Genomic DNA, 21544 nt, shown 5'->3' with positions numbered 1-21544 from the left:
GGGGCCCGGTCCCCGCCATGAAAAAGGGGCCCGCAGGCCCCTTGTCGTGGTGTGCATTCATCAGAACACGTACTTGACCCGTGCACTCAGGTTGCGACCCGGCTCGGTCTGGCGGCTGGTGCTGGCACTGGCGCTCTGGCCGGTGATGCTCTCGTAGTTGACGTACTCCTTGTCGAACAAGTTGAAGACGCCCACGTTGAGCTGCAGATCCTGCACCGGCTTGAACTGGGCATAGATGTCCACCACGCCCCAGCCCGCGCTCTTGATGTTGTCGTTGCCCTTGGCATCCTTGCCCACCTTGCTCATGTCGTCGGCAAAGCGCAGGGCGGTGTTGATGTTCCAGTTGGGCTGCTCCAGTCGAACCCCCAGGGTCCCCTTGAGCGGGCTCAGGCTGTTGATGTAGTTGCCGTCGCCATCCTTGCCCTCGATGTAGGAGAGATTGCCCCAGACGTTGACCAGATCGTTCAGCCAGTAGTCCGCCTTGGCCTCGGCCCCCTTGGTGGTCGCCTTGTCCAGGTTCTGATACTGATACAGCGCGGTGCGGCCCTCGGTGCCGACCCCGGCCAGCTCGATGAAGTCTTCGAACTTGTTGTAGAAGGTGGCCACTTCATAGCTGAAACCGCCGGCACTGCCGCGCACACCCAGATCGATGCCGTCGCTGCTCTCGGGCTTGAGGTCCGGGTTGGGCTCGATGCGATAGCCATATGCCTGGTGGTTCAGGGTCGAGAAGGCGTTGTCATACATGGGGGTCTTGTAGCCGTGGCTGTACTGGGCGAACAGATTGGCCGCCTCGTGCGCCTTGAACACCAGCCCCAGCTTGGGCGAGAACTCCCCTTCGGAGAAGCGCTTGAGGTTCTCGCCGGTGTAGGCGGGATCCTGATCCGGGTTCATCCGGTAGTAGTCGTAGCGGGCACCCGGCGTCAGCACCCAGCGCTCACCGAATTTCAGCTCGTCGAACGCCCACAGGGCGCCGTGCTCGGTGGTGGTGGAGGGGAAGCTCAGCTCGTTGTAGCCGACGAAATCCCCCGGCACGGTCGGCGCCTTGAAGCGGGTCCGCTCGTTGTCGGTGTGCTCATACTCCAGGCCCCAGGCCAGCCGCTGGCTCGCCAGCGCCTTGCTGAACTTCAGCTGGGCACCCAGGCTCTTCTGCTCGAAACCGTTGTTGTCCAGCGAGTTCTTGGTTACATAGGGGTTGGTCGGCCGCACCGGGTATTTGGAAGAGGCGTACTGATCCATGGTCTGCTTGGTGCGGGCGTAGTAGATCTTGCTGTCGATGCGATCGACCCAGGGCGCGTTCAGGGCGATGCCGTGATCCAGCACCAGCGACAGGTTGTCGGTCTCCTTGTCGGTGATCGGCTGGTTGAAGACCGAGCCCGCCTTGGTGAGGTCGACGGCATCGGGGTCCTGCCCCTCGTTGAAGTAGTCGACGGTCAGCTTGAGGAACTGGGCATCGCTCAGGTTCCACTGGCTCTTGAACAGCACGGCCTGGCTGACGATGTCGAACTCGTTCTTGTCGCCGTCGTAGTTCTGGGTCACCCCGCCGTCACGCCAGGTGTAGCGCAGCAGGTTCTCGAACGCGCCGGCGCGCAGGGCCCCGGTAACGCCGGCCATCTTCTGGTGGCTGCTGGAAGCATAGCCGGTGGTGGCATCCAGGTAGCTGTCGCGCCCCTTGAGGAAATCAGCCGCATCCTTGGTGGTGATGGCGATGACGCCGCCCAGTGCATCGGAGCCGTAGGCTGCCGAGGCCGGTCCCTTGACCACCTCGACCTGCTTGATCATGTCGGTGTCGAAATAGCTCTGACCCACGCCGCCGTTCTTGTAGGCATCGTTCTGGCGCACGCCGTCGCGCACTATCTTGACCCGGTTCTCGCCCATGCCGCGAATGACGAAGGTCTGGGCATCGCCGGCGCCGCCGAGGGCGGTGACGCCCGGCTCGTAACGGAACAGGTCGGCGACGTTGCTCACCACCTGCTCTTCAATCTGTTCGGCGGTGATGACCGAGATGGGGCCGGAGACATCCTCCAGTTTCTGCTCCATCCGAGAGCCACTGACCACCATGACTTCATCTGCTTTCTTGTCCGCCGCAAAAACCGGGGAAGCGAGGCCAGCCGCCACGGCAAGGGCGACCAGCGATAGGGTGTTGTTATGGGCCACTGCAAATCCTTATTGAGAACTGTTATCAAACAGCTGGCATCTTACCCACCTCTCAACAAAGATCAATAATAAACGGAATCATTCTCATTTTCTTTTGTCGTAATTCGGTTCTACACTACGCCCCTCTGTTTTCCCGCCCGCCATGCTGCCATTGTATGGTGCAGGCACCTCATCGCTGCGAGACATCCATGACCCGACTACTGCCCCTGTTCACCCTGCCCCTGCTGCTGGCCGCCTGTACCACGACGGCCCCCGTCAACGATGCCGGCACCCTTTATCACTATCAGCTCAAGGCCACTCAGGGGAACGATCTGACCCTCGAACAGGCCCTGGCCCGGGTGGCGGATGCCGACATAGTGCTGGTGGGCGAGCTGCACACCCACCCGGCGGTGCACCTGCTGCAGGCCAGAATGCTGGCGGGCCTGGCCGCAGACGGTCGCCCTCTGGTGCTCTCCATGGAGCAGTTCAGCCGCGCCGATCAGCCGGTGCTGGATGCCTACCTGGCCGGTCGCATCGGCGAGGCGGCGCTCATTCGCGACGGCAACGCCTGGCCCAACTACCAGAGCGACTATCGCCCGCTGGTGGAGTTCGCCAAGGCGCACCACCTGCCGGTCATCGCCGCCAATGCGCCCAAACCGCTGGTGAGCTGTGTCGGCCAGGAGGGGCCGGCCTGGCTGGAGCAGCTGCCCGCCAGCCGCCGCAGCCAGCTGGCCCGCCCCCTCACCCTCGGCGATGATCCCTATCGCCAGAAGTTCATGGCCTCGCTCCATCATGGCGATGCCGACAGCAACGCCCGCCGCTTTGCCGCCCAGACCAGCTGGGACGACACCATGGCCGAGAGCATGGTGGATTACCTGCGCAGCCACCCGGGCCAACGCATCATGCACATCGCCGGCAACTTCCACGTAGAGGGCGGGCTGGGGCTCGCCAGCCGCATCGCCAGCCGCAACCCGGCGCTCAAGGTGGCGCTGGTCGTGCCGGAGCTGACGACGCCGCAAGCGGGTGACGGACAAGCAGCGGCCGGCCGGGTTGCCGACGTGCGGGTCGGCATCGCCCCCCTGCCGGAACGCTGGCTAAATGCCGATGAAATGAAGCAAGATATGGGCGCACTGCATCAATCCCGCAGTCGTGACTGCAGCCAGTGGCTGCAACCCTGACCTTGCGTCTGAGGAGCCCAGTGGCTGCCACCCTGACAAACATTTGCCCAAGGATTTCATATGGATGTGTTACTGGTCATCGACATGCAACAGGGGCTGTTCACCCAGCCTCGCCATCAGGACGCCCAGGTCATCGCCAATATCAATCGATTGGCCGAGCGCGTGCGGGCAGAACAGGGTCGTGTCATCTATGTGCAGCACGACGAACCCGGCACCGAGCTGGATCCCGCCAGCCCGGGCTGGCAGCTGCACGCCGATCTCGCCCCAGAGGGGCATGACAGCCGGGTACGCAAGACCGCCTGCGACAGCTTTCTCGACACCGAGCTCGGTTTCCTCTTGGCGGAGCAGGCGGTGGACAGGCTGCTCATCTGCGGCTGTGCCACCGACTTTTGCGTCGACACCACCTTGCGCAGTGCCGCCGCTCGCGGCTTCGAGGTGGTGGCGGTGACCGACGCCCATACCACGGCGGACAGGCCCCACCTGAGCGCGGAGCAGATCATCGAGCACCACCACTGGATGTGGCGTCACCTCAGCCTGCCAAAAGGCAGAAGCGTGACCCTGCTCACGACGGATGAGCTGCTCGGCGCCACCCAACCCGAGCCGGCATGTTAATCTGCCCGCTCTGAAGCGATCACCCGATTGGAGTCTTGTGTGCGTCTACTCTCTGCCGTTGCCTTCACGCTGCTGTTACCGGCAATCACCGCCTGCTCAGGCCTGCCGGGGCGCCAGCCGGATGGCCCGGCCCCCCTGTTCAGGACCCACATCAACGAGGAGGGGAGCAAGCGCTTCACCTTCGAAGCCGCCCCGCTCGATACCCTGCCCACCCGCCTGCAGGACGATGACGGCAGCCGCCTGAGTCGCAGCAAGAGCCTGCTGGAGCGGCGTGAAGCGCTGCAGGATGCCCAGCTCACCCAGGCGCTGGCCGAACGCAAGTACTGCCGCGAAGGCTACATAGTGCTCAGCCAGACCTCCTGGAAGATCCGGGGTGAGTGCAACGAGACGGCCACCCGGGCCGACCGCGACGCCTTTCCCAACAAGGCCTCCTGGCAGGATTGAGGGAAAACCGTCCATAAAAAACGGGCAGCCCCAGGGCTGCCCGTTTTGTCATTCTGGCGATCCGCGCGGATCAGACCGGCGCATCGGCCGGGCTGGTCAGCTCGGCGCCGTTGTCGACGCGCTTGTGCCCTTCCACCAGGTGGACGAAATCCACCAGCTCGTCGCCGGAGACCCGGAACGCCTGGCCGAAGCCCTTGACGAACAACCCCTGCTCGGGCTTGAGCCGAAACAGCACGAAGTCCTTGAGGTTGGAGAGCCCTTTGACTATCTCGCCGAAGCGCCCTTCCAGGGCGGCGATGGCCTGCTCCCAGCGCACGTCGTCGCGGGCCACCACTTCGGCCACCGCATCGAAGGTGAGGCGCTTGCGGGCAAACAGTTCGCGGGCCCCGTTCTCGTCCTCGATCAGCATCAGCGACACCTTGGGCACCTGTTGCAGGTTGCGGGCGTGGCGGGCGATCTCGGAGATGAGCACATAGTAGCCATCCTCCTGCAGCACGAAGGGGGCATAGCTGGCATTGGGGTTGCCTTCACTGTCCACCGTCGCCAGCTGCAGGGTGCGGCAACCGTCGCGAAACTCGCGGATCTCCGGTTGCAGGCGGTTCTGCAGACGCTCCTGACGTTCACTCATGCTTTGACTTCCTCTTGATACTGGTGGCGCAGGGCCATGAAGCGTTCCACCTGGGCCGGCAGCAGCTGACGCTGCTCGTCACGCCCCAAATAGACCTTGAAAATGCAGCGACCGCTGTGGCCGAAGAACTGGAAGGAGTGCCCCTCCTTGCCCATGAACAGCTTGCTGACCAGGGCGATGCCGACCACGTTGTCGAGCTTGAGGTGGCCGTGCATCTCGCCGTCGCGCCCCATCAGGTTGTAGTAGCCGCGGGCGCTCTTGCCACGGGGGAAGGGGGCCTTCACCTCGAAGATGGAGCCGTCGGACTCGACGATGGTGGTCACCTGGCCCCAGTCGGCCAGATCCGCCAGCAGGGCTTCGGCCTGCTCGGCGGGCACCAGAGTGACCAGCTCGGCCGGCAGGTGGCGTACCACCTCCCATTCGCTGACGGCCAGCTCGGCGGCGATGGTGGATGGGTGAGCGCTGGGATCTTGTTCCAGCAGCCCATGAATGCGTTGTGCAATGCTCATCGGTTCTCCCTTGGGGTGCCTGCGGCATCCCTGTTCTGTCATGGCGGATACTGTAATGAAGGCCCCAAACCAATGCAATTGATAATCGCTTTCATTCTCAGTGCATTTTTTTCGACGGCTTGATATTCTCGGCGGCAACCCAACTTCATTCACCCTTCGGAGGTTAGCATGGGCCGTCGTTTTGCCCTCGCACTCAGCCTGCTCGGCTGCTCAGCCCTGTCCCTGCCCGTTCTGGCGCAGGAACGTATCGTCAGCATAGGCCCGGCCACCACGGAACTCATTCTGGCGCTGGGCGGTGAGCAGAGCCTCATCGCCACCGACATCAGCAGCCCGGAGCCGAAAAACCTGCCACGGGTCGGCTATCACCGCGCCCTCGCCGCCGAAGGGATCCTGAGCCTGGCGCCGACCCGGCTGGTCGGCAGCGACGAGATGGGGCCACCGCCCGCCCTGGAGCAGTTGCGCCGGGCCGGGGTCGAAGTGGACGTGCTGCCCACCGCCCCCACCCTCGCCAACCTCAACCAGCGCATCGATACCCTGGCCGCCCTGCTCAAGGACCCGGCCGCCGGCTCCCGCCTGAAGGCCGAGATCCAGGCCCAGAGCGAGCAGCTGGCCGCCCAGGCAAAGCAGAACAAGCCGCTCAAGGTGGTCTTCCTGCTGCTGCACAAGGGCCAGCCCACCAGCATCGCCGGCGGCAACACCACCGCCAGCGCCCTGCTCACTCTGGCCGGCGGCGTCAACCCGGTGGCCCAGCTGCAAGACTACAAACCCGTCTCCACCGAATCCCTGATCGAGCTGCAGCCCGATCTGGTGCTGGTGAGCGGCCGCGACTGGCAGCAGTATCAGGATCCTGAAACCGTGCTGAGCCAGGTGCCCGCCCTTTCCGCCACCCCGGCCGGCAAGAACAGAGCCATCCACGCCATCGACGGTCACGCCCTGCAAGGGGGGCTCAGCCTCACCTCGCTGCAGCAGGCCAGCCAGATCGCCAAGTGGATCAAGCTGGGTTCATGATGCGTCTGCCACTGCCCTGGCTGCTGTGCCTCACCGGCGGCGCACTGGCGCTGCTACTGGTCGGATCCTTGGCGACCGGCCCCATGGCCCTCTCCTTTGGCGAGAGCCTGCGCGCCCTGTTCGCCGGCCAAGGGAGCGGGATTGAGGCCCACAAGCTGCTGATCGTGCAGGAGATCCGCCTGCCTCGTACCCTGCTCTGCATCGCGGTGGGGGGGATTCTCGGCCTCTGCGGCGCCGTGATGCAGGGCCTGTTTCGCAACCCCCTGGCCGACCCCGGCATCATCGGGGTCTCCGGCGGCGCGGCGCTCGGCGCGGCGCTGGCCATCGTGCTGCTGGCCCCCCTCGGCCAGCAGTGGCAGAGCCTGCTCGGCATCGGCCTGCTGCCCCTGCTCGCCTTTCTCGGCGGCGCGCTGACCACCACCCTCGTCTATCTGCTCGGCACCCGGGAGGGGGGCACCTCGGTCACCGTCATGCTGCTGGCCGGGGTGGCCGTCACCGCGCTGTCCGGTGCCGTGATCGGCCTGCTCACCTATCTCGCCGATGATCAGATGCTGCGCAACCTGAGCCTGTGGCAGATGGGGTCGCTGGCGGCGGGGAAGCCGGTGGACGTGGCGCTGGCGCTGCTGACCCTGGTTGCCCTGCTCATTCTGTTCTTGCGCGATGCCAACCCCCTCAACGCCCTGCTGCTGGGTGAAGGGGAGGCCCGCCACCTCGGCATCCAGGTGCAGTCCCTCAAGCGGCGGCTGATCCTGCTCACCGCCGCCGGAGTCGGCGTAGCAGTGGCGGTGGCCGGCATGATCGGTTTCGTCGGCCTGGTGGTACCCCACCTGGTGCGGCTGCTGGCCGGCCCCAACCACGTCCGGTTGCTGCCGCTCTCCGCCCTGCTCGGGGCTGCCCTGCTGCTGGGCGCCGACATGCTGGCCCGCACCCTGCTGGCGCCGGCCGAGATGCCGGTCGGCATCATCACCGCCCTGCTGGGCGCCCCCTTCTTCATCTGGCTGCTGGTCAAGGGCCGCCGGACGCTTTAACCGGAGGACTCCTCTTGTCTGCTTCATCGACCCTGCTGCACTGCCGCCAGCTCAGCCTCAGCCGGGGCGGCCGCCCCATCCTGGACAGGCTCGACCTCAGCCTGCAGGCGGGCAGCCTCACCGCCCTGCTCGGCCCCAACGGCGCCGGCAAGAGCTCGCTGCTCAAATGCCTCACCGGCGAGCTGGAACATCAGGGAGAAATCCGCCTGTTTGGCCGGGAGCGGCAAGAGTGGGCCGGCACCGAGCTGGCCCATCGGGTCGGGGTGCTGCCGCAGAGCTCGTCCCTGAACTTCCCCTTCCTGTGCGAGGAGGTGGTGGCCATGGGCCGGCTGCCCCACAGCGAGCCGGCCAGCCGGCGCGACGAGATAGTCGGGGCCGCCATGACCCATGCCGGGGTCGATCACCTGGCCGGCCGCCTCTATCCCGGCCTCTCCGGCGGGGAGCGCCAGCGGGTGCAGTTCGCCCGGGTGCTGGCCCAGATCTGGCAGGCACCGGACGAACCGCAGCAAGCGCGGCTGCTGCTGCTCGATGAGCCCACCTCGGCGCTTGATCTCAAGTACCAGCACCAGCTGCTCACCATGGCGCGCGCCCTCGCCGCCCGCCATACCGCCGTGCTGGTGGTGCTGCACGACCTCAATCTGGCGGCCCGTTACGCCGACCGGCTGGTGATGCTGGAACAGGGCAGAGTGATGGCAGACGGCACCCCGCGCGAGGTGCTGACGCCCGATCTCATCGACCGGCTCTACGACTACCCGGCCCAGGTGATCCTCCACCCCGAAAGCGGGCTGCCCATGGTGGTGTAATGGCAGTGCGGCAGATAGCAACAGAGCGCCATCAGGCGCTCTGTTTGTTTGCAAGGCGTGGCGGGCTAATCGCCAGCCAAACAGCCTCATATGATTCTTTTCTCGTCAAGCGATCTGATAGCGGCCCGGCTTGTGGTTGAGTGTCAACACCAGGTTACAGATGATGGCCGCCACCACCGAGAGCGCCAGGATCCAGGGCTGCACCACGAAGAAGGAGGCGATGACGATGGTGCAATCCAGTCCCATCTGCAGCTTGCCGGCGCGGATGCCGAACCGATCCTGAATAAACAGCGCCAGGATGTTGAAGCCGCCCAGACTCGATTTGTGGCGGAACATGATGAGCAGCCCCATGCCGATCAGGGTGCCGCCGATCAGCGCCGCGTAGACCGGTTCAATCTTGCCGATTTGCAGCACGGCGTTGAGGTGATCCGTCATGAAAGAGACCGCCGCCACCGAGACGAAGGTGTTGAGGGTGAAGCGCGGCCCCATCCTCAGCCACGCCAGGGCATAGAAGGGCAGGTTCATGCCGAAGAACAGCAGGCCGAAGCTCAGCCCCGTCACCTGCTGCAACAGCAGCGCCAGCCCGGCGGTGCCGCCGGTCAGCAGACCAACCTGATGAAACAGAAAGATGCCGAGGGAGACGAAACCGGCCGCGGTCAGCAGGGCGATGACGTCTTCATAGAGGGGGTGCGCAGTCCGAACGGAGTGCGCCGAGCCAGGGGTGTTGTCCATAACCGGTATCCAATAGCGAAGTGAAAGAGTGTCTGTTGCCCGTCTGGCGGGCGCGAGCCCTGTCCGCAGGGCTTCGTTATGGGGTTCAGTCTATTTTTTGCGACCATGATCACAATAGTCGCCGCCCACGCCCCGTTTTGGTGCCTGTCATTCTCCATTGACAGCCGCTGCACCAAGATGCAGCATGCCGCGCCTGAGCCGCCGCCCGTCGCGCCGACACCGGCGGTTTGCCATGGCACAGACGCGCCGGCTCTGCTACAAAGCGCGCAACCCCTTTTCCCATCACCGTCAGGAGCCCCATGATCTGCACAGGACCCCAACCATGAAGTATCTGGTCACCGGCGCCGCCGGCTTTATCGGTTTTCACGTGGCCAGACAGCTGTGCGAGGCGGGTCATCAGGTGGTGGGGCTCGACAACCTCAACGACTACTACGAGGTGAGCCTCAAGGAGGCCCGCCTGGCGATGCTGACCCCCTTCCCCCATTTTCGCTTCGTGCAGGGCGAGCTGGCGGACCAGGCCGGCATGGCCGCCCTGTTTGCCGAGGGGCGGTTCGAGCGGGTGATCCACCTGGGCGCCCAGGCGGGGGTGCGCCACTCGCTGGAAAACCCGTTTGCCTACAGCGAGAGCAACCTCACCGGCATGCTGACGGTGCTGGAAGGGTGCCGCCAACACGGCATCCAGCATCTGATCTACGCCTCCTCCAGCTCGGTCTACGGCATGGGCGAGCAGCTGCCGTTCAGTGCCGATCAGCAGGTGGACCACCCGGTCTCCCTCTATGCCGCCACCAAGAAGAGCGGCGAGCTGATGGCCCACGCCTATTCGGCGCTCTACGGTCTGCCCACCACGGGGCTGCGCTTTTTCACCGTCTACGGCCCCTGGGGCCGGCCCGACATGGCCATCGCCAAGTTCACCCGCGCCATCCTGGCGGGCGAGCCCATCGACGTCTACAACCAGGGCGATCTCAGCCGCGACTTCACCTTCATCGACGACATCGTCGAGGGGATCCTGGCCGTCGCCGAGCTGCCGCCCCGCCCCAACCCTCACTGGCATGCCGGCGAGCAGAGTCCGGCCGAGAGCGCCGCCCCCTACCGCATCCTCAACATCGGTCATGGCCAGCCGGTGCGGCTGCTCGATTTCATCGAGGCGCTGGAACAGGCGCTGGACAAGCCCGCCATCAAGCGGATGCTGCCGATGCAGGCGGGCGACATGCACGCCACCTGGGCCGACAGCGAGCCCCTCCACACCCTCACCGGCCTGCGCCCCGCCACCTCCATCAAGGAAGGGGTTGCCGCGTTCGTGCGCTGGTATCTCGACTACTACCAGCCCGCCCGCTGACCCATTCAGGCACGGCGGGCCTGCCGAGTGGGCACCAGCACCATGACCGCCATGGTCAGCAGCACGCCGAGCACGCCCCAGCCCACCTGCCGCCAGATCACCTCCTCCCCGCTCAGCATGCCAATCAACAGCACCAGCACCGGGATCAGGTAGGTGTAGGCCGAGACCTGCTCCGGCTGCAGCACCACGCTCCCCTGCTGGAACAAAAAGAAGCTGAGCGCCGTGGCAAACAGCGCCAGATAGGCAAGGCCGAGCCAGAGCGGCAGCGACACCTGCTGCCAGTCGGTTGTCAGCAGCCGCGGCGCCGCCACCAGGGTGAGCAGCAGGGTGGCGCAGATCAGGGTCCAGCAGGTGAGGTGGGCAAAGGACTCGCCCCGGTAGTAGCGCTTCACCAATATGGGGTTGAGCGCCATCCCCACGCAGCCCAGCAGATAGATGCGGTTGCTGGGGGTGAGGCTCAGGCTCGCCAGCTGGCTCAGCTCACCGCGAAAGATGATGAGAGCGGCCGCCACCATCCCCCCCAGCAAAGCGAACGCCATCGACCAGCCAATGCGGCGCTGGAAGATCAGCATGCTGGCCAGCGCGCTGATGAGGGGCACCGTGGTGTAGAGCGCGCTGGCATCGAGGGCGCTGGTCTCCTGCAGCGCCACGAACATGGCGACGAAGTAGCAGAGAGCCGGCAGCGAGATGAGGGTATAACGCCCCAGATCCCGCAGCGAAGGCAGCACCAGACGGCGCTGGCAAGCCAGCAGAATCACGAAGGTGAGCGCCGCCAGCAGGTAGCGCGCCCAGGTGACCACCAGCGGGTCCAGCACCGCGGTGAGGGCGCTGCCGATGGGGAAGGAGAGGCTGATGAGCAGGGTGAACAGCAGCACCTTGCCGTGGGCCTGCACGAAATGAAAACGGGGATGGGACATGGCATGCACCTGTGCAAAGGGGCGCCCCGCCGGGCGCCGCACTGGATGGGAATGATTCAATAACTGCCGTCGGCAGCAACCGGCTTCTTGCCCTCGATAGTGGCCAGCAACTGACCGAGCAGGCTGGAGGCGCCGAAGCGAAAGCGCTCGGCAACCAGCCACTCATCGCCAAAGAGTGCGGCCGCCATGGCCAGATACTCCCCCGCCTCCTGCGCGCTTTTCACCCCGCCTGCCGCCTTGAATCCCACCCGGTGCTGCGCGCCGCACTCGGCGATGGCCGCCAGCATGGTGCGGCACGCCTCGGGGGTGGCATTGACCGGCACCTTGCCGGTGGAGGTCTTGATGAAATCGGCCCCCTCCTCGATGGCAAGCAGGGAGGCGGCGCGGATAAGCGCGGGCTCCTGCAGCTCGCCGGATTCGATGATCACCTTGAGCAGCCGCGTCCCGCACAATACCTTGCAGCCGCGCACCAGCGCCCGGGCGGGCGCCTCGTCCCCCGCCTTGAGCGCACGCCAGGGGATCACCAGATCGATCTCGTCGGCGCCAGCGAGGAGGGCTGCGCGGGTCTCGGCCAGCACGCTGGCCAGCTCATCGTCGCCATGGGGGAAGTTGACCACGGTGGCGACCTTGATTTCGGGGGTGCCCTGCGCCGCCAGGGTGAGCCTGGCCAGCCCCACGAAGCGCGGATAGATGCAGACCGCGGCGGTGTTGCCAAAGGGAGTCTGCGCCTGGTGGCAGAGGGCGATGATGCGCGCATCGTGGTCATCGTCATTGAGGCTGGTGAGGTCCATCAAGCGGATGGCTCGGCTGGCGGCCTCGGTGGCAGCGCAGGCAGGTGCAAAAGCAGTAGCTGGAATCATGGAAGGCTCCTGTCGGGATAAGAAAGGGGCGCCGCAGCGCCCCGGAACAAGGGATGGGACGCTCAGGCCAGGGAGAAGAAGATCCCGGCGATGGCGGCGCTCATCAGGTTGGAACAGGTGGCGGCCAGCACGGTACGCAGGCCGTAGCGGGCGATGAAGTCGGTGCGGGAGGGGCAGAGGGTGCCGAGGCCACCGATCAGGATCCCCATGGAGGCCAGGTTGGCAAAGCCGCACAGGGCGAAGCTGATGATCACCTTGGACTTCTCCTCCAGCACCTGCAGGCCGGCGGCGGTCACAGTGCTGGCGTCTTTCAGGTAGGGGGAGAGGTCGCTGTAGGCCACGAACTCGTTCACCACCAGCTTCTTGCCGATCATGGCGCCGGCGATGCCAATGTCCGCCAGCGGCACCCCGAGCAGGAAGGCGAGCGGCGAGAAGATCCAGCCCAGGATGAGCTCGAGGGAGAGCGGCATGCCCACCATCTCCCCCACCCCGCCCAGCAGGGTGTTGACCAGGGTCACCAGCCCGATCATGGCGATCAGCATGGCGCCGATGGCCGCCGCCAGCTTGAGGCCGCTGCTGGCCCCCTCGCCTGCCGCCGCCAGCACGTTCTCCGGCTTCTTGCCGTCAAACTGGATGCTGTTGTCGAACACATAGTCCGGCTGGCTGGTTTCGGGAATGATCAGCTTGGCGAACAGGATCCCGCCCGGCGCCGCCATGAAGGAGGCGGCCAGCAGGTACTGCATGTCCACACCCATCATGGCGTAGCCCGCCAGCACGGTGCCGGAGACCGAGGCCATGCCGCCGCACATGACGGCGAAGAACTCCGAGTCGCTCATCTTGGGCATGTAGGGCTTGACCACCAGCGGCGCCTCGCTCTGGCCAACGAAGACGTTGGCCACCGCCGACATGGATTCGGTCTGGGAGGTGCCGAGCAGCCGCGCCATGGCGCCGCCGATGAAGCGGATCACCAGTTGCATGATGCCGAGGTAGTAGAGCACGGCGATCAGCGCCGAGAAGAACACCACCAGCGGCAGCACGTTGAGGGCAAACACGAAGCCGATACCGTCCACCGAGAAGTTGACCAGGTTGCCAAACAGGAAGTGAATGCCCGCCTTGCCGCTTGCCAGCACGGCGTCGACCCCGTGGGCCATCCCCTCCAGCGCCCGGCGCCCCAGCGGTACATAGAGCACCAGGGTACCGATGGCGACCTGCAAGGCCAGCGCCAGCCCCACGGTGCGCAGGCGAATGGCCCTGCGGTTGGTCGATGCGAGCACGGCGATGAGGATCAGCGCCGCCATACCGAGAAATCCTGCTGCAAACATAACTGACCTCCTGGTCGTTCCCTACTTACTGGAAGTGGTGCTGGATAAAGGTGTTGATGAGGCGGATGAAGTCCGTTTCCGCCAGCTTGGCGCACTTGAGGGTCTGCTCGTGGGAGAGCTGCACGTCGCCAAGCCCCTCCGCCATGTTGGTGATGGCGCAGATGGCCAGCACCGGCAGGCCGCAGTGGGCGGCGCTGACCACTTCCGGTACCACCGACATCCCCACCACGTCGCCACCGATGATCTGCATCATGCGGATCTCGGCGGCGGTCTCGAAACAGGGGCCGCTGTAGGAGACAAACACCCCCTGATTGACGGCGATCCCCTCCCGCTCGGCCAGCGCCAGCGCTTCGCTGCGCAACCCCTTGTCATAGGCATTGGCCAGGCTGAAGAAGCGCGGGCCGTAGGCCTCGTCATTGGCGCCCGTCATGGGGGTGCCCGGCATGGTGTTGATGTGATCGTTGAAGATGACCAGGGAGCCGACCCCGATCCGCTCCGGGCGCAGCGAGCCGGCCGCGTTGGTCACCAGCAGCAGCTCGCAGCCCAGCCGCTTGAAGGTGCGCACCGGGGTGGTCATCACCTTCATGGTTTCGTGTTCGTAGTAGTGGCCGCGCCCCTTCATGCAGACCACGTCCACCCCGTGCAGCTTGCCGAGCACCAGCTCGCCGCTGTGGCCGGCCACCGTGCTGACCGGGAAGCCGTCCAGCTCCTCGTAGGGAATGGTGACCTTCTCCTCCAGCGCATCGGCCAGCACGCCGAGGCCGGAGCCCAGGATCATGGCGGCGCGGGGGGCGAAACCCGGCTTGCGGGCGAGAATGGTGGCGACGGCGTTGAGTACCGGATCTTGTTGCATGAGCTGCACCTCTTGAGGCTGTAAATGGGACATGGCGCTCACTCTAGGGGAGGTATTGGGCGATAAAAATCGCTAAAATCGGCCTGACTATCCTGATTTTCAGCATAATTTCCCGCCGGGAAATGGCTGAAAACCAAAGGAAGCGGCATGAATGGCGCTGATTGGCCCCGTTTTTCCGCCAACCAGCCCCGGTACGGTCAAAACGGGTCGGCAAAGGTGTGAGCCGGATCGACCATCCGCCGGGCAGCGGCCCTGCTGCTGCCCGCACCGGTCGCGCAAACTTTGACGGGGATCGCACCCGGCCCTCAATCAGCCACCGAAGGAGGTCGCTTGGCCCTCGACAGTCACTGGCGCGATCGCGTCACCCTCAAGATGCTGCGCTACTTCCATGCGGTGGCCAGCCAGGGACACTTCAGCCGGGCCGCCCTGCAGCTCAATGTCTCCAAGTCGCCGCTCAGCGCCCAGATCAAGGAGCTCGAGTCCCTGCTGGGGCTGGCGCTGTTCGAGCGCCACACCCGCCAGGTGAGCCTCACCGCCACCGGCCGGCTGCTGCAGGCCGAGTGCGCCCTGCTGTTCGACGTGCTGGAAAGCGGCCTCAACCGGGTGGTGCAGGCGGGGCGCATGGAGCGCAACCAGATCCGCATCGGGCTGGTCAGCTCCATCTTCTGGGCCGGCTTTGGTGAGGTGATCCGCCAGTGCCACCAGCGCCACCCCGAGTTCGAGATCACCTTCACCGAGCTCTCCCCCGAACGGCAGAAACAGGCGCTTTCGCGCAAGGAGATAGACCTCGGCCTCGCCCGCTTCGCCGACACCGTCAACATCCATCCGCTGCTGGCCGAAACCATCTATCGCGAGTCCATGGTGCTGGTGGTGTCGGACGAGCATCCGCTGCGGGATCGCAAGCTGGTCTCCCTGCCCGAGCTGGCGGGGGAGCCGTTCGTGCTGATGAGCCGCGCCAACTCCTCCTCTACCGATCTCATCATCAACGCCTGTCTGGTGGAGGGCTTCTACCCCCATCTCAACCAGGAGGTGGTTGAACCCAACACCCTGATGGCGGTGGTGGCCACCAGCCTGCAGGTGGCGCTGGTGCCGGCCAGCTACGCCCGCCAGAAGTGGCCCCACGTGCGCTTCATCCGGCTCGAGCAGGCGATCCCCGCCGATCTCTGCGTGCTTTACGCCCCGCCCGGCGACGGCCAGCCGGCCGCGGTGGCGATCCGCCACTTCATCGACACCATGAGCGCGCAGATGAACCGGCCGACCGCGGATTGATGAGTTAATCGGATGGCGCTTCGCCGCCTCCCTCCTTAGGATAAAAATCTGAAGCGGATGGCGCTTCACCTCCGCCCTTAGGATGGGGATGTGAAGCGGATGGCGGTTTGCCGGGCACCGGCTGGGGTATACTGGCCACACTTGGTGCCACACGGGCACGCATCCGCGCCCTCACCATGATGAGAAGGAGTCACCTCATGATCCGTATTCTGCTGTTGCTGGGCGCAGCCCTGTCTGCCTACGGACTGCAACAGAGTCACACCCTGGCGCCGCTGCTGAGCCTGCTCGGCCTGCTCTCGCTCTGGGTGGCGAGCGAAATTCGCCTGATGTATCGCCAGCTGCCCGCCGCCGAACCGGACGAGCAGCCCTATCACCTCGACGTCTGAGGGGCCAGCAAGGCCCTTCTCTTCTCTCCTTGTTTATGCCTGGTCAATTCCATGAAACCGACTCGTACCCTCTGCTCTCTGCTGTTGCTGCTTGGCTGCCTGCACGGCGCCCCGCTGCAGGCCCGCACGCCCTGTCCGGCTGGTGATGACTGTCCGCCGGCGGACAATGGCCAGTGGCTCCCTGAACCGGGCAGCAATGGCAGCGCCGGTGCCGACGGCATGGATGGTGCTGATGGTATTGATGGCGCTGACGGTATCGATGGTGCCGATGGTGCCGATGGTGCCGATGGTGCCGATGGTGCCGATGGTGCCGATGGTGCCGATGGTGCCGATGGTGCCGATGGTGCCGATGGTGCCGATGGTGCCGATGGTGGCCAGGGGCAACTTATCTAGCAACCCCTTTGTTGGCGGCGACCCTTATGAGCCGTCGCCAACCCCTGCCGCATCAGCCTCGGTCATTGGTTCCATACCGTTTTGATCTCTGGATACCCGGATCCATAACAACAGGATCCACTGGATTAATGGCAGAACAGGCCATGTTCCCCTATATCTTCTGTACCCCAACAGGAGAGAATCCATGTCGAGTTCCAGCGAAAACAGGCTGTTTTTGCTGCTTTTTTTATCGCTGTTGCTGGCCGGCACCGGGCAGGCAGCGGCGCAAAGCAGGGATTTCAGACAGGCGCCCAAGGCGCTCAGCGCACTGAAGAAAGGTCAGCAGGCACAGAGTCAGGGCAACCTGACCCAGGCCATCCACTTCTACTGTGCCGCTGCCACCACGGGTAACCCGGAAGGGTATTTTCGCATCGGCCGCCTGCTCGCCACCGGCCCGGGCTCGGTTCGCAACCCCCGCATGGCCAACGCCTACCTGGCCATGGCGATCCGCCTTGGCAACCAGCAGGCCGCCCGCTACTACAACAGCCGGGTCGGCAATGCCGTGATGGGGGATCAGTGCGGCAGCGGCGTCGGCGGAGCCGGCGGCTACTTCGCCGCCATCCCCACCACCCCCTTCAATCTGGAGGCCTATCTGGCCCGCCAGTCGCCCGCCAAGCAGAAACTGGCCACCATGCTGCGCCACGCCGCCAAGCGCCACCGCATCGACGAGCGGCTGGTGCTGGCCATCGCCATCGCCGAATCCAACCTCGACAGCCGCGCCGTCTCCCCCAAAAATGCCCAAGGACTGATGCAGCTCATTCCCGAGACCCAGCAGCGCTTCGGGGTGACCCGTCCCTTCGATCCGGAGCAGAACATCAAGGGCGGCGTGGCCTATCTCAAGTGGCTGCACACCCATTTCGATGGCAACTGGACCCTGATGTCGGCAGCTTACAACGCCGGCGAAAAATCGGTGGAACAATATGGCGGCATCCCCCCCTATCAGGAGACCCAGCAATATGTGCGGCGGGTGCTCTACTTCGCCGGCCACAAGCAGCCCTGAACCCGGTTCCCTGCCGGCCTGCTATTGACAAAAACCACACCCGCATTTGCGCAACCGTTTGCCTTTCGGTAGGATCCGGCGCTTTCTCGCACGTTCTACAGGTAATCCATGAATTTCATCAAACGCTGCTCGCGCCTGCTCACCCTGTTTGCCCTCTTCTCCTCCGCCGTCGTGGCGGCCAAGCCGGCCTCCGCCCCCATCCTGATCCAGGGGGCGATGGATGTCGAAGTCGAGACCCTGGTGGCCGCCCTCAAGGACAAGCAGGAGCTGACCGTCGGTTCCTGGACCTACTGGCAGGGCACCCTCTCGGGTTATCCGGTGGTCGTCTCCCGCACCGAGGTGGGACTGGCCAATGCCGCCGCGGCCACCACCCTCGCCATGGAGCGCTTCCAGCCGCGCCTCGTCATCAATCAGGGCACGGCGGGCGGCCACGATCCGGCGCTGCACCGGGGTGACATCGTCATCGGTACCAAGAGCTTCAACATGGGGGCCTACCGCAGTGATCTGACGCCCGCCGAGCAGGGCGTCGACCCGAGCAAATGGCACAACTTCGAGGTCACCATGCGCCTGCGCGACAACGGCAAGCTGGTGGAACACTCCTCCTTTGCTGGCGATCCCGAGCTGGTCGGCCGCGCCCTCGGCATGGCCGACCGTTATCGTCACGGTCGGGTGGTCCCCGGCATCATAGGCACCGCCGACGAGTGGAACCGCCAGGTCGCCCGCATCAACTGGCTGCATCAGACCTACCAGACCGCCGCGGAAGAGATGGAAACCTCCTCCGCCGCCCTGGTGGCAGAGGCCTACAAGGTGCCCTTCGTCGGGATCCGGGTACTCTCCAACACCGATCTGCACGGCGAGGAGTTCGATCCGCAGACCGCCATCCACTGCCAACAGTTCGTCATCGATTACGCAAAAGCGCTCATCAACGGCTTCAACAAAGCCTGATGAACCCAAGAGGCCGCCACTGTGGCGGCTTCTTTTCTTGGTAATCCCTACCAGGCGGGACTTGGCCCACGGTTTCTCCCGCAGCCGATATCAACGCCCCGGACATGCCCTGCGCCCATAGTGGCGGTAGTAGCCCACCAGATTGCTGACCAGAAACAGCCCCTCCATCAGCGCCGCCACGGGCGACCCCACCAGCAGGTTGTTGGCCAGCCAGCAGAGCGTGCCCAGCAGCATCCAGCGCCGCAGCAGGCGATCATCTAGGCAAAACGCAGCCCGGGTCTGCAGCAGACTGGCCAGCAACCCCAGCAGGGCGAGCGGTCCCTGGTAGGTGGCGAGCACCGCTAGGCAGGACAACCCCATAAAGAGCCACATCAAGAGGCGGCGCGTGGCCAGCATGCTGACCACGAAGCGCAGGCTCGCCAGCCAGAGCAGCAGGGCGGCCGACGCTTGTCCCAGCAGCGCGAAATGGGCGCCATTGAGGGCGCAGGAGAGCGCCAGGCAGGCCAGAATGGCCCGGCGCGTCCGCAGCTGAAACGATAGCAGATCCAGCAGCAGCGCCAGACTCACCACCAGTTGTGACCACAAAAACAGCGACATCATCCCCACTCCAGGCTTGTTCGAGGGGCCCAGCATGGCGGGAATGGGCAAGGCGCGGCATTAACCCGTGTTAATGCGCCGGCGGATCCGCGACAGGGTGACCGGGCTGATGCCGATGTAGTTGGCGAGCTGCACCTGAGTGAGCCGCGCCGGCCAGTGGGGGAAGGTGCGACAAAGCTCCCGGTAGCGCTCTTCGGGGGAATGGAGCAGCAAGAAGGCCTCCTTGCGCTCCTTGTAGCACAGCTGCTGGCGCAGCAGGGCCATGCAGACCGGTTGCCAGGCAGGCTCATCCAGCAGGGCCAGCGGCACCCGCACCAGTTGCAGCGTCGTGACGGCCTCCAGCTGGTAGCGGGCAGGCGACCCGCTGAGCCAGCTGTCGTAGAGCAGACAGAGCTCCCCTTCGAAGTAGAACTCCTTGCAGCGCTCCTGCCCGTCCCGGGCATAGTGACAGGCGCGAGCGATGCCCCGCTCGATGTAGAAGGCCGACTCCTGTATCGCCCCCTGAGCCAGCAGCGGCTGGCCCGGCTGCAAGGTCAAACGGGGCAGGCGACCGGCAAGCGGCTCACCGATGGCGGGTGCCAACCCCATGGCGGCGAGGGTGGCCGCCAGAGGCGGGGCTGAAGGCAGGCTGGTCATGCAAACTCCGGGGCAAACTGGGCCTTCATCATGCCAAGTTTGGCGGTCCGTTGCAGCAGGCTGTGATGGCCCCGGCAAAGGAGATGGCCGACCGGGTGCCACCTTTGCCCCCCCTCGCCCATTGGTTTACAATCGACGGGTTTTTTGGAACCCGGTTGACCTGCGTCGACCTGGCCCCACCACGACATCAGTCTGTTAGTGCCAAGACATTAACCTGCTGAAAAGGAAGAGAATTAGCCAATGGCTCAATTTATTTACACCATGAACAGGGTCGGCAAGGTAGTGCCGCCCAAGCGTCATATTCTCAAGAACATCTCCCTCTCCTTCTTCCCGGGCGCCAAGATCGGCGTGTTGGGTCTGAACGGCGCCGGTAAATCGACCCTGCTGCGCATCATGGCAGGCATCGATACCGAGATCGAAGGGGAAGCCCGTCCGCAGCCCGGCATCAAGATCGGCTACCTGCCGCAGGAGCCGAAGCTGGATCCGGAGCAGACCGTGCGTGAAGCAGTCGAAGAGGCGGTCGGCGAGGTGAAACGCGCCATGGCCCGGCTGGACGAGGTCTATACGGCCTACGCCGACCCGGATGCGGATTTCGACAAGCTGGCCCGCGAACAGGGCGAGCTGGAAGCCATCATCCAGGCCCAGGGCGGCCACAACATGGAAAACCAGCTGGAGCGCGCGGCCGACGCCCTGCGCCTGCCGGCCTGGGATGCCCAGATCAAGCACCTCTCCGGTGGTGAGCGCCGCCGGGTGGCGCTGTGCCGCCTGCTGCTGGAAAAGCCGGACATGCTGCTGCTGGACGAACCGACCAACCACCTGGATGCGGAATCTGTGGCCTGGCTGGAGCGCTTCCTGCACGACTACGAGGGTACCGTCGTCGCCATCACCCACGACCGTTACTTCCTCGACAACGTGGCCGGCTGGATCCTGGAGCTGGACCGCGGCGAAGGTATCCCGTGGGAGGGCAACTACTCCTCCTGGCTGGAGCAAAAAGATGCCCGCCTGGCACAGGAAGCCAGCACGGAAGCGGCTCGTCGCAAGTCCATCGAGAAAGAGCTGGAGTGGGTTCGCCAGAACCCGAAAGGCCGTCAGGCCAAATCCAAGGCCCGTATGGCTCGCTTCGAAGAGCTCAACACCAACGACTACCAGAAGCGCAACGAGACCAACGAGCTGTTCATTCCGCCCGGACCGCGCCTCGGCGACAAGGTGGTGGAGGTGGCCAACCTCTGCAAGTCCTACGGTGACCGCCAGCTGATCGACGATCTCTCCTTCTCCATTCCGAAGGGGGCCATCGTCGGCATCATCGGTCCGAACGGTGCCGGTAAATCGACCCTGTTCCGCATGATGTCGGGTCAGGAGCAGCCGGACTCCGGTTCCATCACCCTGGGTGAGACCGTGGTGCTGGCCTCGGTGGACCAGTTCCGCGACAGCATGAACGACAAGAAGACGGTGTTCGAGGAAGTCGCCGACGGCCAGGACATCCTGCGCATCGGCAACTACGAGTTCCCGAGCCGGGCCTACATCGGCCGCTTCAACTTCAAGGGCGCCGATCAGCAGAAACGGGTCGGCGAGCTGTCCGGTGGTGAACGCGGCCGTCTGCACCTGGCCAAGCTGCTGCAGACCGGCGGCAACGTGCTGCTCTTGGATGAACCGACCAACGATCTGGACATCGAAACCCTGCGCGCCCTCGAGAACGCCCTGCTGGAGTTCCCGGGTTGCGCCATGGTCATCTCCCACGACCGCTGGTTCCTCGACCGCATCGCCACCCACATCCTGGACTACCAGGACGAAGGCAAGATCGCCTTCTTCGAGGGCAACTTCACCGAATACGAAGAGTGGAAGAAGAAGACCTACGGCGCCGAGGCCATCCAGCCGCACCGCGCCAAATACAAGCGCATCGCCAAGTAACAGGGCAA

At 64.9% G+C, this 21544-nt stretch carries 23 protein-coding genes; 12 read left to right on the top strand and 11 right to left on the bottom strand.

What is annotated here, in order from left to right; translation table 11 throughout:
• Positions 1–60: 60 nt before the first annotated feature.
• Positions 61–2154 (bottom strand): TonB-dependent hemoglobin/transferrin/lactoferrin family receptor, encoded by a 2094-nt coding sequence (locus AHA_RS04890; protein ID WP_011704907.1) that lies wholly within the window; start codon positions 2152–2154, stop codon positions 61–63.
• A gap of 188 nt (positions 2155–2342) precedes the next feature.
• Here AHA_RS04890 and AHA_RS04885 point away from each other — a divergent pair, with 188 nt between their 5' ends.
• Genes AHA_RS04885 through AHA_RS04875 form a run of 3 tightly spaced genes read left to right on the top strand, consistent with a single transcriptional unit; the run spans position 2343 to position 4367 of the window.
• Entirely contained in the window at positions 2343–3311 is a 969-nt protein-coding gene (locus AHA_RS04885; RefSeq protein WP_011704906.1) for a ChaN family lipoprotein, read from the top strand.
• A 60-nt stretch (positions 3312–3371) separates the two neighbouring features.
• Complete coding sequence (locus AHA_RS04880) at positions 3372–3923, top strand: cysteine hydrolase family protein (RefSeq protein ID WP_011704905.1); 552 nt, start codon at positions 3372–3374, stop codon at positions 3921–3923.
• Positions 3924–3962: 39 nt separating this feature from the next.
• Entirely contained in the window at positions 3963–4367 is a 405-nt protein-coding gene (locus AHA_RS04875; RefSeq protein WP_010634919.1) for a lipoprotein, read from the top strand.
• 70 nt (positions 4368–4437) lie between these two features.
• Here AHA_RS04875 and hutZ read toward each other — a convergent pair whose 3' ends face one another.
• Positions 4438–4995, bottom strand: coding sequence for a heme utilization protein HutZ (hutZ, locus tag AHA_RS04870; RefSeq protein ID WP_011704904.1), 558 nt, complete (start codon positions 4993–4995; stop codon positions 4438–4440).
• A complete protein-coding gene (gene hutX, locus AHA_RS04865; protein ID WP_011704903.1) occupies positions 4992–5504 on the bottom strand; it encodes a heme utilization cystosolic carrier protein HutX in 513 nt (170 codons plus the stop codon). Before hutX ends, hutZ begins: the two co-directional genes overlap by 4 nt.
• A gap of 168 nt (positions 5505–5672) precedes the next feature.
• On the opposite strand from hutX, the gene AHA_RS04860 reads away from it, so the two are divergent.
• Genes AHA_RS04860 through AHA_RS04850 form a run of 3 tightly spaced genes read left to right on the top strand, consistent with a single transcriptional unit; the run spans position 5673 to position 8343 of the window.
• Positions 5673–6512 carry a heme/hemin ABC transporter substrate-binding protein gene (locus AHA_RS04860; protein WP_011704902.1) on the top strand — a complete coding sequence of 280 codons (840 nt, stop codon included), beginning with the start codon at positions 5673–5675 and terminating at the stop codon, positions 6510–6512.
• Entirely contained in the window at positions 6509–7540 is a 1032-nt protein-coding gene (locus AHA_RS04855; RefSeq protein WP_010634923.1) for a FecCD family ABC transporter permease, read from the top strand. The genes AHA_RS04860 and AHA_RS04855 overlap by 4 nt, the downstream gene beginning before the upstream one ends.
• Before the next feature lie 14 nt (positions 7541–7554).
• On the top strand, positions 7555–8343 hold the full coding sequence (locus AHA_RS04850) for a heme ABC transporter ATP-binding protein (RefSeq protein ID WP_011704900.1): 789 nt from the start codon (positions 7555–7557) through the stop codon (positions 8341–8343).
• Positions 8344–8448: 105 nt separating this feature from the next.
• Here AHA_RS04850 and AHA_RS04845 read toward each other — a convergent pair whose 3' ends face one another.
• Positions 8449–9075, bottom strand: a complete 627-nt coding sequence (locus AHA_RS04845) for a YitT family protein (RefSeq protein WP_011704899.1) — start codon at positions 9073–9075, stop codon at positions 8449–8451.
• 322 nt (positions 9076–9397) lie between these two features.
• On the opposite strand from AHA_RS04845, the gene AHA_RS04840 reads away from it, so the two are divergent.
• Positions 9398–10411: an NAD-dependent epimerase gene (locus tag AHA_RS04840; protein ID WP_011704898.1), complete on the top strand. Its 1014-nt coding sequence runs from the start codon at positions 9398–9400 to the stop codon at positions 10409–10411.
• A 5-nt stretch (positions 10412–10416) separates the two neighbouring features.
• Here AHA_RS04840 and AHA_RS04835 read toward each other — a convergent pair whose 3' ends face one another.
• The 4 genes from AHA_RS04835 to xapA form a co-directional block, all read right to left on the bottom strand.
• Positions 10417–11328: a DMT family transporter gene (locus AHA_RS04835; RefSeq protein WP_011704897.1), complete on the bottom strand. Its 912-nt coding sequence runs from the start codon at positions 11326–11328 to the stop codon at positions 10417–10419.
• 56 nt (positions 11329–11384) lie between these two features.
• On the bottom strand, positions 11385–12188 hold the full coding sequence (deoC, locus tag AHA_RS04830) for a deoxyribose-phosphate aldolase (protein WP_011704896.1): 804 nt from the start codon (positions 12186–12188) through the stop codon (positions 11385–11387).
• Positions 12189–12250: 62 nt separating this feature from the next.
• Positions 12251–13510: a NupC/NupG family nucleoside CNT transporter gene (locus AHA_RS04825; RefSeq protein WP_011704895.1), complete on the bottom strand. Its 1260-nt coding sequence runs from the start codon at positions 13508–13510 to the stop codon at positions 12251–12253.
• A gap of 25 nt (positions 13511–13535) precedes the next feature.
• On the bottom strand, positions 13536–14363 hold the full coding sequence (gene xapA, locus AHA_RS04820) for a xanthosine phosphorylase (protein ID WP_011704894.1): 828 nt from the start codon (positions 14361–14363) through the stop codon (positions 13536–13538).
• A gap of 330 nt (positions 14364–14693) precedes the next feature.
• Between xapA and AHA_RS04815 the strand changes: the two genes are divergently transcribed.
• Positions 14694–15632 carry a LysR family transcriptional regulator gene (locus AHA_RS04815; protein WP_011704893.1) on the top strand — a complete coding sequence of 313 codons (939 nt, stop codon included), beginning with the start codon at positions 14694–14696 and terminating at the stop codon, positions 15630–15632.
• Between the two features lie 197 nt (positions 15633–15829).
• Positions 15830–16018, top strand: a complete 189-nt coding sequence (locus tag AHA_RS04810; protein ID WP_011704892.1) for a hypothetical protein — start codon at positions 15830–15832, stop codon at positions 16016–16018.
• Between the two features lie 33 nt (positions 16019–16051).
• On the opposite strand, the gene AHA_RS21820 is transcribed toward AHA_RS04810, so the two are convergent.
• Positions 16052–16414, bottom strand: a complete 363-nt coding sequence (locus tag AHA_RS21820) for a hypothetical protein (protein ID WP_237701966.1) — start codon at positions 16412–16414, stop codon at positions 16052–16054.
• Positions 16415–16595: 181 nt separating this feature from the next.
• Between AHA_RS21820 and AHA_RS04800 the strand changes: the two genes are divergently transcribed.
• Together AHA_RS04800 and AHA_RS04795 are read left to right on the top strand one after the other, a co-directional pair.
• A complete protein-coding gene (locus AHA_RS04800; protein ID WP_011704890.1) occupies positions 16596–17450 on the top strand; it encodes a lytic transglycosylase domain-containing protein in 855 nt (284 codons plus the stop codon).
• Between the two features lie 108 nt (positions 17451–17558).
• The gene (locus AHA_RS04795; protein WP_164927555.1) at positions 17559–18395 is read left to right on the top strand and encodes a phosphorylase family protein; all 837 of its coding nucleotides are present in this window, start codon (positions 17559–17561) and stop codon (positions 18393–18395) included.
• 90 nt (positions 18396–18485) lie between these two features.
• Here the strand turns inward: AHA_RS04795 and AHA_RS04790 are convergent, their stop codons facing one another.
• On the bottom strand, positions 18486–18995 hold the full coding sequence (locus AHA_RS04790) for a YgjV family protein (RefSeq protein WP_049047672.1): 510 nt from the start codon (positions 18993–18995) through the stop codon (positions 18486–18488).
• A 57-nt stretch (positions 18996–19052) separates the two neighbouring features.
• On the bottom strand, positions 19053–19628 hold the full coding sequence (locus AHA_RS04785) for a Crp/Fnr family transcriptional regulator (protein WP_011704887.1): 576 nt from the start codon (positions 19626–19628) through the stop codon (positions 19053–19055).
• Positions 19629–19868: 240 nt separating this feature from the next.
• On the opposite strand from AHA_RS04785, the gene ettA reads away from it, so the two are divergent.
• Positions 19869–21536, top strand: coding sequence for an energy-dependent translational throttle protein EttA (gene ettA, locus AHA_RS04780; protein WP_011704886.1), 1668 nt, complete (start codon positions 19869–19871; stop codon positions 21534–21536).
• The last annotated feature ends 8 nt before the right edge of the window (positions 21537–21544 follow it).

Source organism: Aeromonas hydrophila subsp. hydrophila ATCC 7966 (assembly GCF_000014805.1).
GTDB classification, from domain to species: domain Bacteria; phylum Pseudomonadota; class Gammaproteobacteria; order Enterobacterales; family Aeromonadaceae; genus Aeromonas; species Aeromonas hydrophila.
Note: the sequence above shows the minus strand (reverse complement) of the source record. Positions and strands in the feature narration are given on the sequence as shown.

What these genes read in the sequence shown, in the direction of transcription:
- AHA_RS04835 (WP_011704897.1), bottom strand. Translation starts at nt 11,328, where the DNA reads ATGTCCCATCCCCGTTTTCATTTCGTGCAGGCCCACGGCAAGGTGCTG.
- AHA_RS04840 (WP_011704898.1), top strand. Translation starts at nt 9,398, where the DNA reads ATGAAGTATCTGGTCACCGGCGCCGCCGGCTTTATCGGTTTTCACGTG.
- AHA_RS04795 (WP_164927555.1), top strand. Translation starts at nt 17,559, where the DNA reads ATGAATTTCATCAAACGCTGCTCGCGCCTGCTCACCCTGTTTGCCCTC.
- xapA (WP_011704894.1), bottom strand. Translation starts at nt 14,363, where the DNA reads ATGCAACAAGATCCGGTACTCAACGCCGTCGCCACCATTCTCGCCCGC.
- AHA_RS04855 (WP_010634923.1), top strand. Translation starts at nt 6,509, where the DNA reads ATGATGCGTCTGCCACTGCCCTGGCTGCTGTGCCTCACCGGCGGCGCA.
- hutZ (WP_011704904.1), bottom strand. Translation starts at nt 4,995, where the DNA reads ATGAGTGAACGTCAGGAGCGTCTGCAGAACCGCCTGCAACCGGAGATC.
- AHA_RS04800 (WP_011704890.1), top strand. Translation starts at nt 16,596, where the DNA reads ATGTCGAGTTCCAGCGAAAACAGGCTGTTTTTGCTGCTTTTTTTATCG.
- AHA_RS04790 (WP_049047672.1), bottom strand. Translation starts at nt 18,995, where the DNA reads ATGATGTCGCTGTTTTTGTGGTCACAACTGGTGGTGAGTCTGGCGCTG.
- AHA_RS04825 (WP_011704895.1), bottom strand. Translation starts at nt 13,510, where the DNA reads ATGTTTGCAGCAGGATTTCTCGGTATGGCGGCGCTGATCCTCATCGCC.
- deoC (WP_011704896.1), bottom strand. Translation starts at nt 12,188, where the DNA reads ATGATTCCAGCTACTGCTTTTGCACCTGCCTGCGCTGCCACCGAGGCC.
- AHA_RS04810 (WP_011704892.1), top strand. Translation starts at nt 15,830, where the DNA reads ATGATCCGTATTCTGCTGTTGCTGGGCGCAGCCCTGTCTGCCTACGGA.
- AHA_RS04880 (WP_011704905.1), top strand. Translation starts at nt 3,372, where the DNA reads ATGGATGTGTTACTGGTCATCGACATGCAACAGGGGCTGTTCACCCAG.
- AHA_RS04885 (WP_011704906.1), top strand. Translation starts at nt 2,343, where the DNA reads ATGACCCGACTACTGCCCCTGTTCACCCTGCCCCTGCTGCTGGCCGCC.
- AHA_RS04785 (WP_011704887.1), bottom strand. Translation starts at nt 19,628, where the DNA reads ATGACCAGCCTGCCTTCAGCCCCGCCTCTGGCGGCCACCCTCGCCGCC.
- AHA_RS04860 (WP_011704902.1), top strand. Translation starts at nt 5,673, where the DNA reads ATGGGCCGTCGTTTTGCCCTCGCACTCAGCCTGCTCGGCTGCTCAGCC.
- ettA (WP_011704886.1), top strand. Translation starts at nt 19,869, where the DNA reads ATGGCTCAATTTATTTACACCATGAACAGGGTCGGCAAGGTAGTGCCG.
- hutX (WP_011704903.1), bottom strand. Translation starts at nt 5,504, where the DNA reads ATGAGCATTGCACAACGCATTCATGGGCTGCTGGAACAAGATCCCAGC.
- AHA_RS04845 (WP_011704899.1), bottom strand. Translation starts at nt 9,075, where the DNA reads ATGGACAACACCCCTGGCTCGGCGCACTCCGTTCGGACTGCGCACCCC.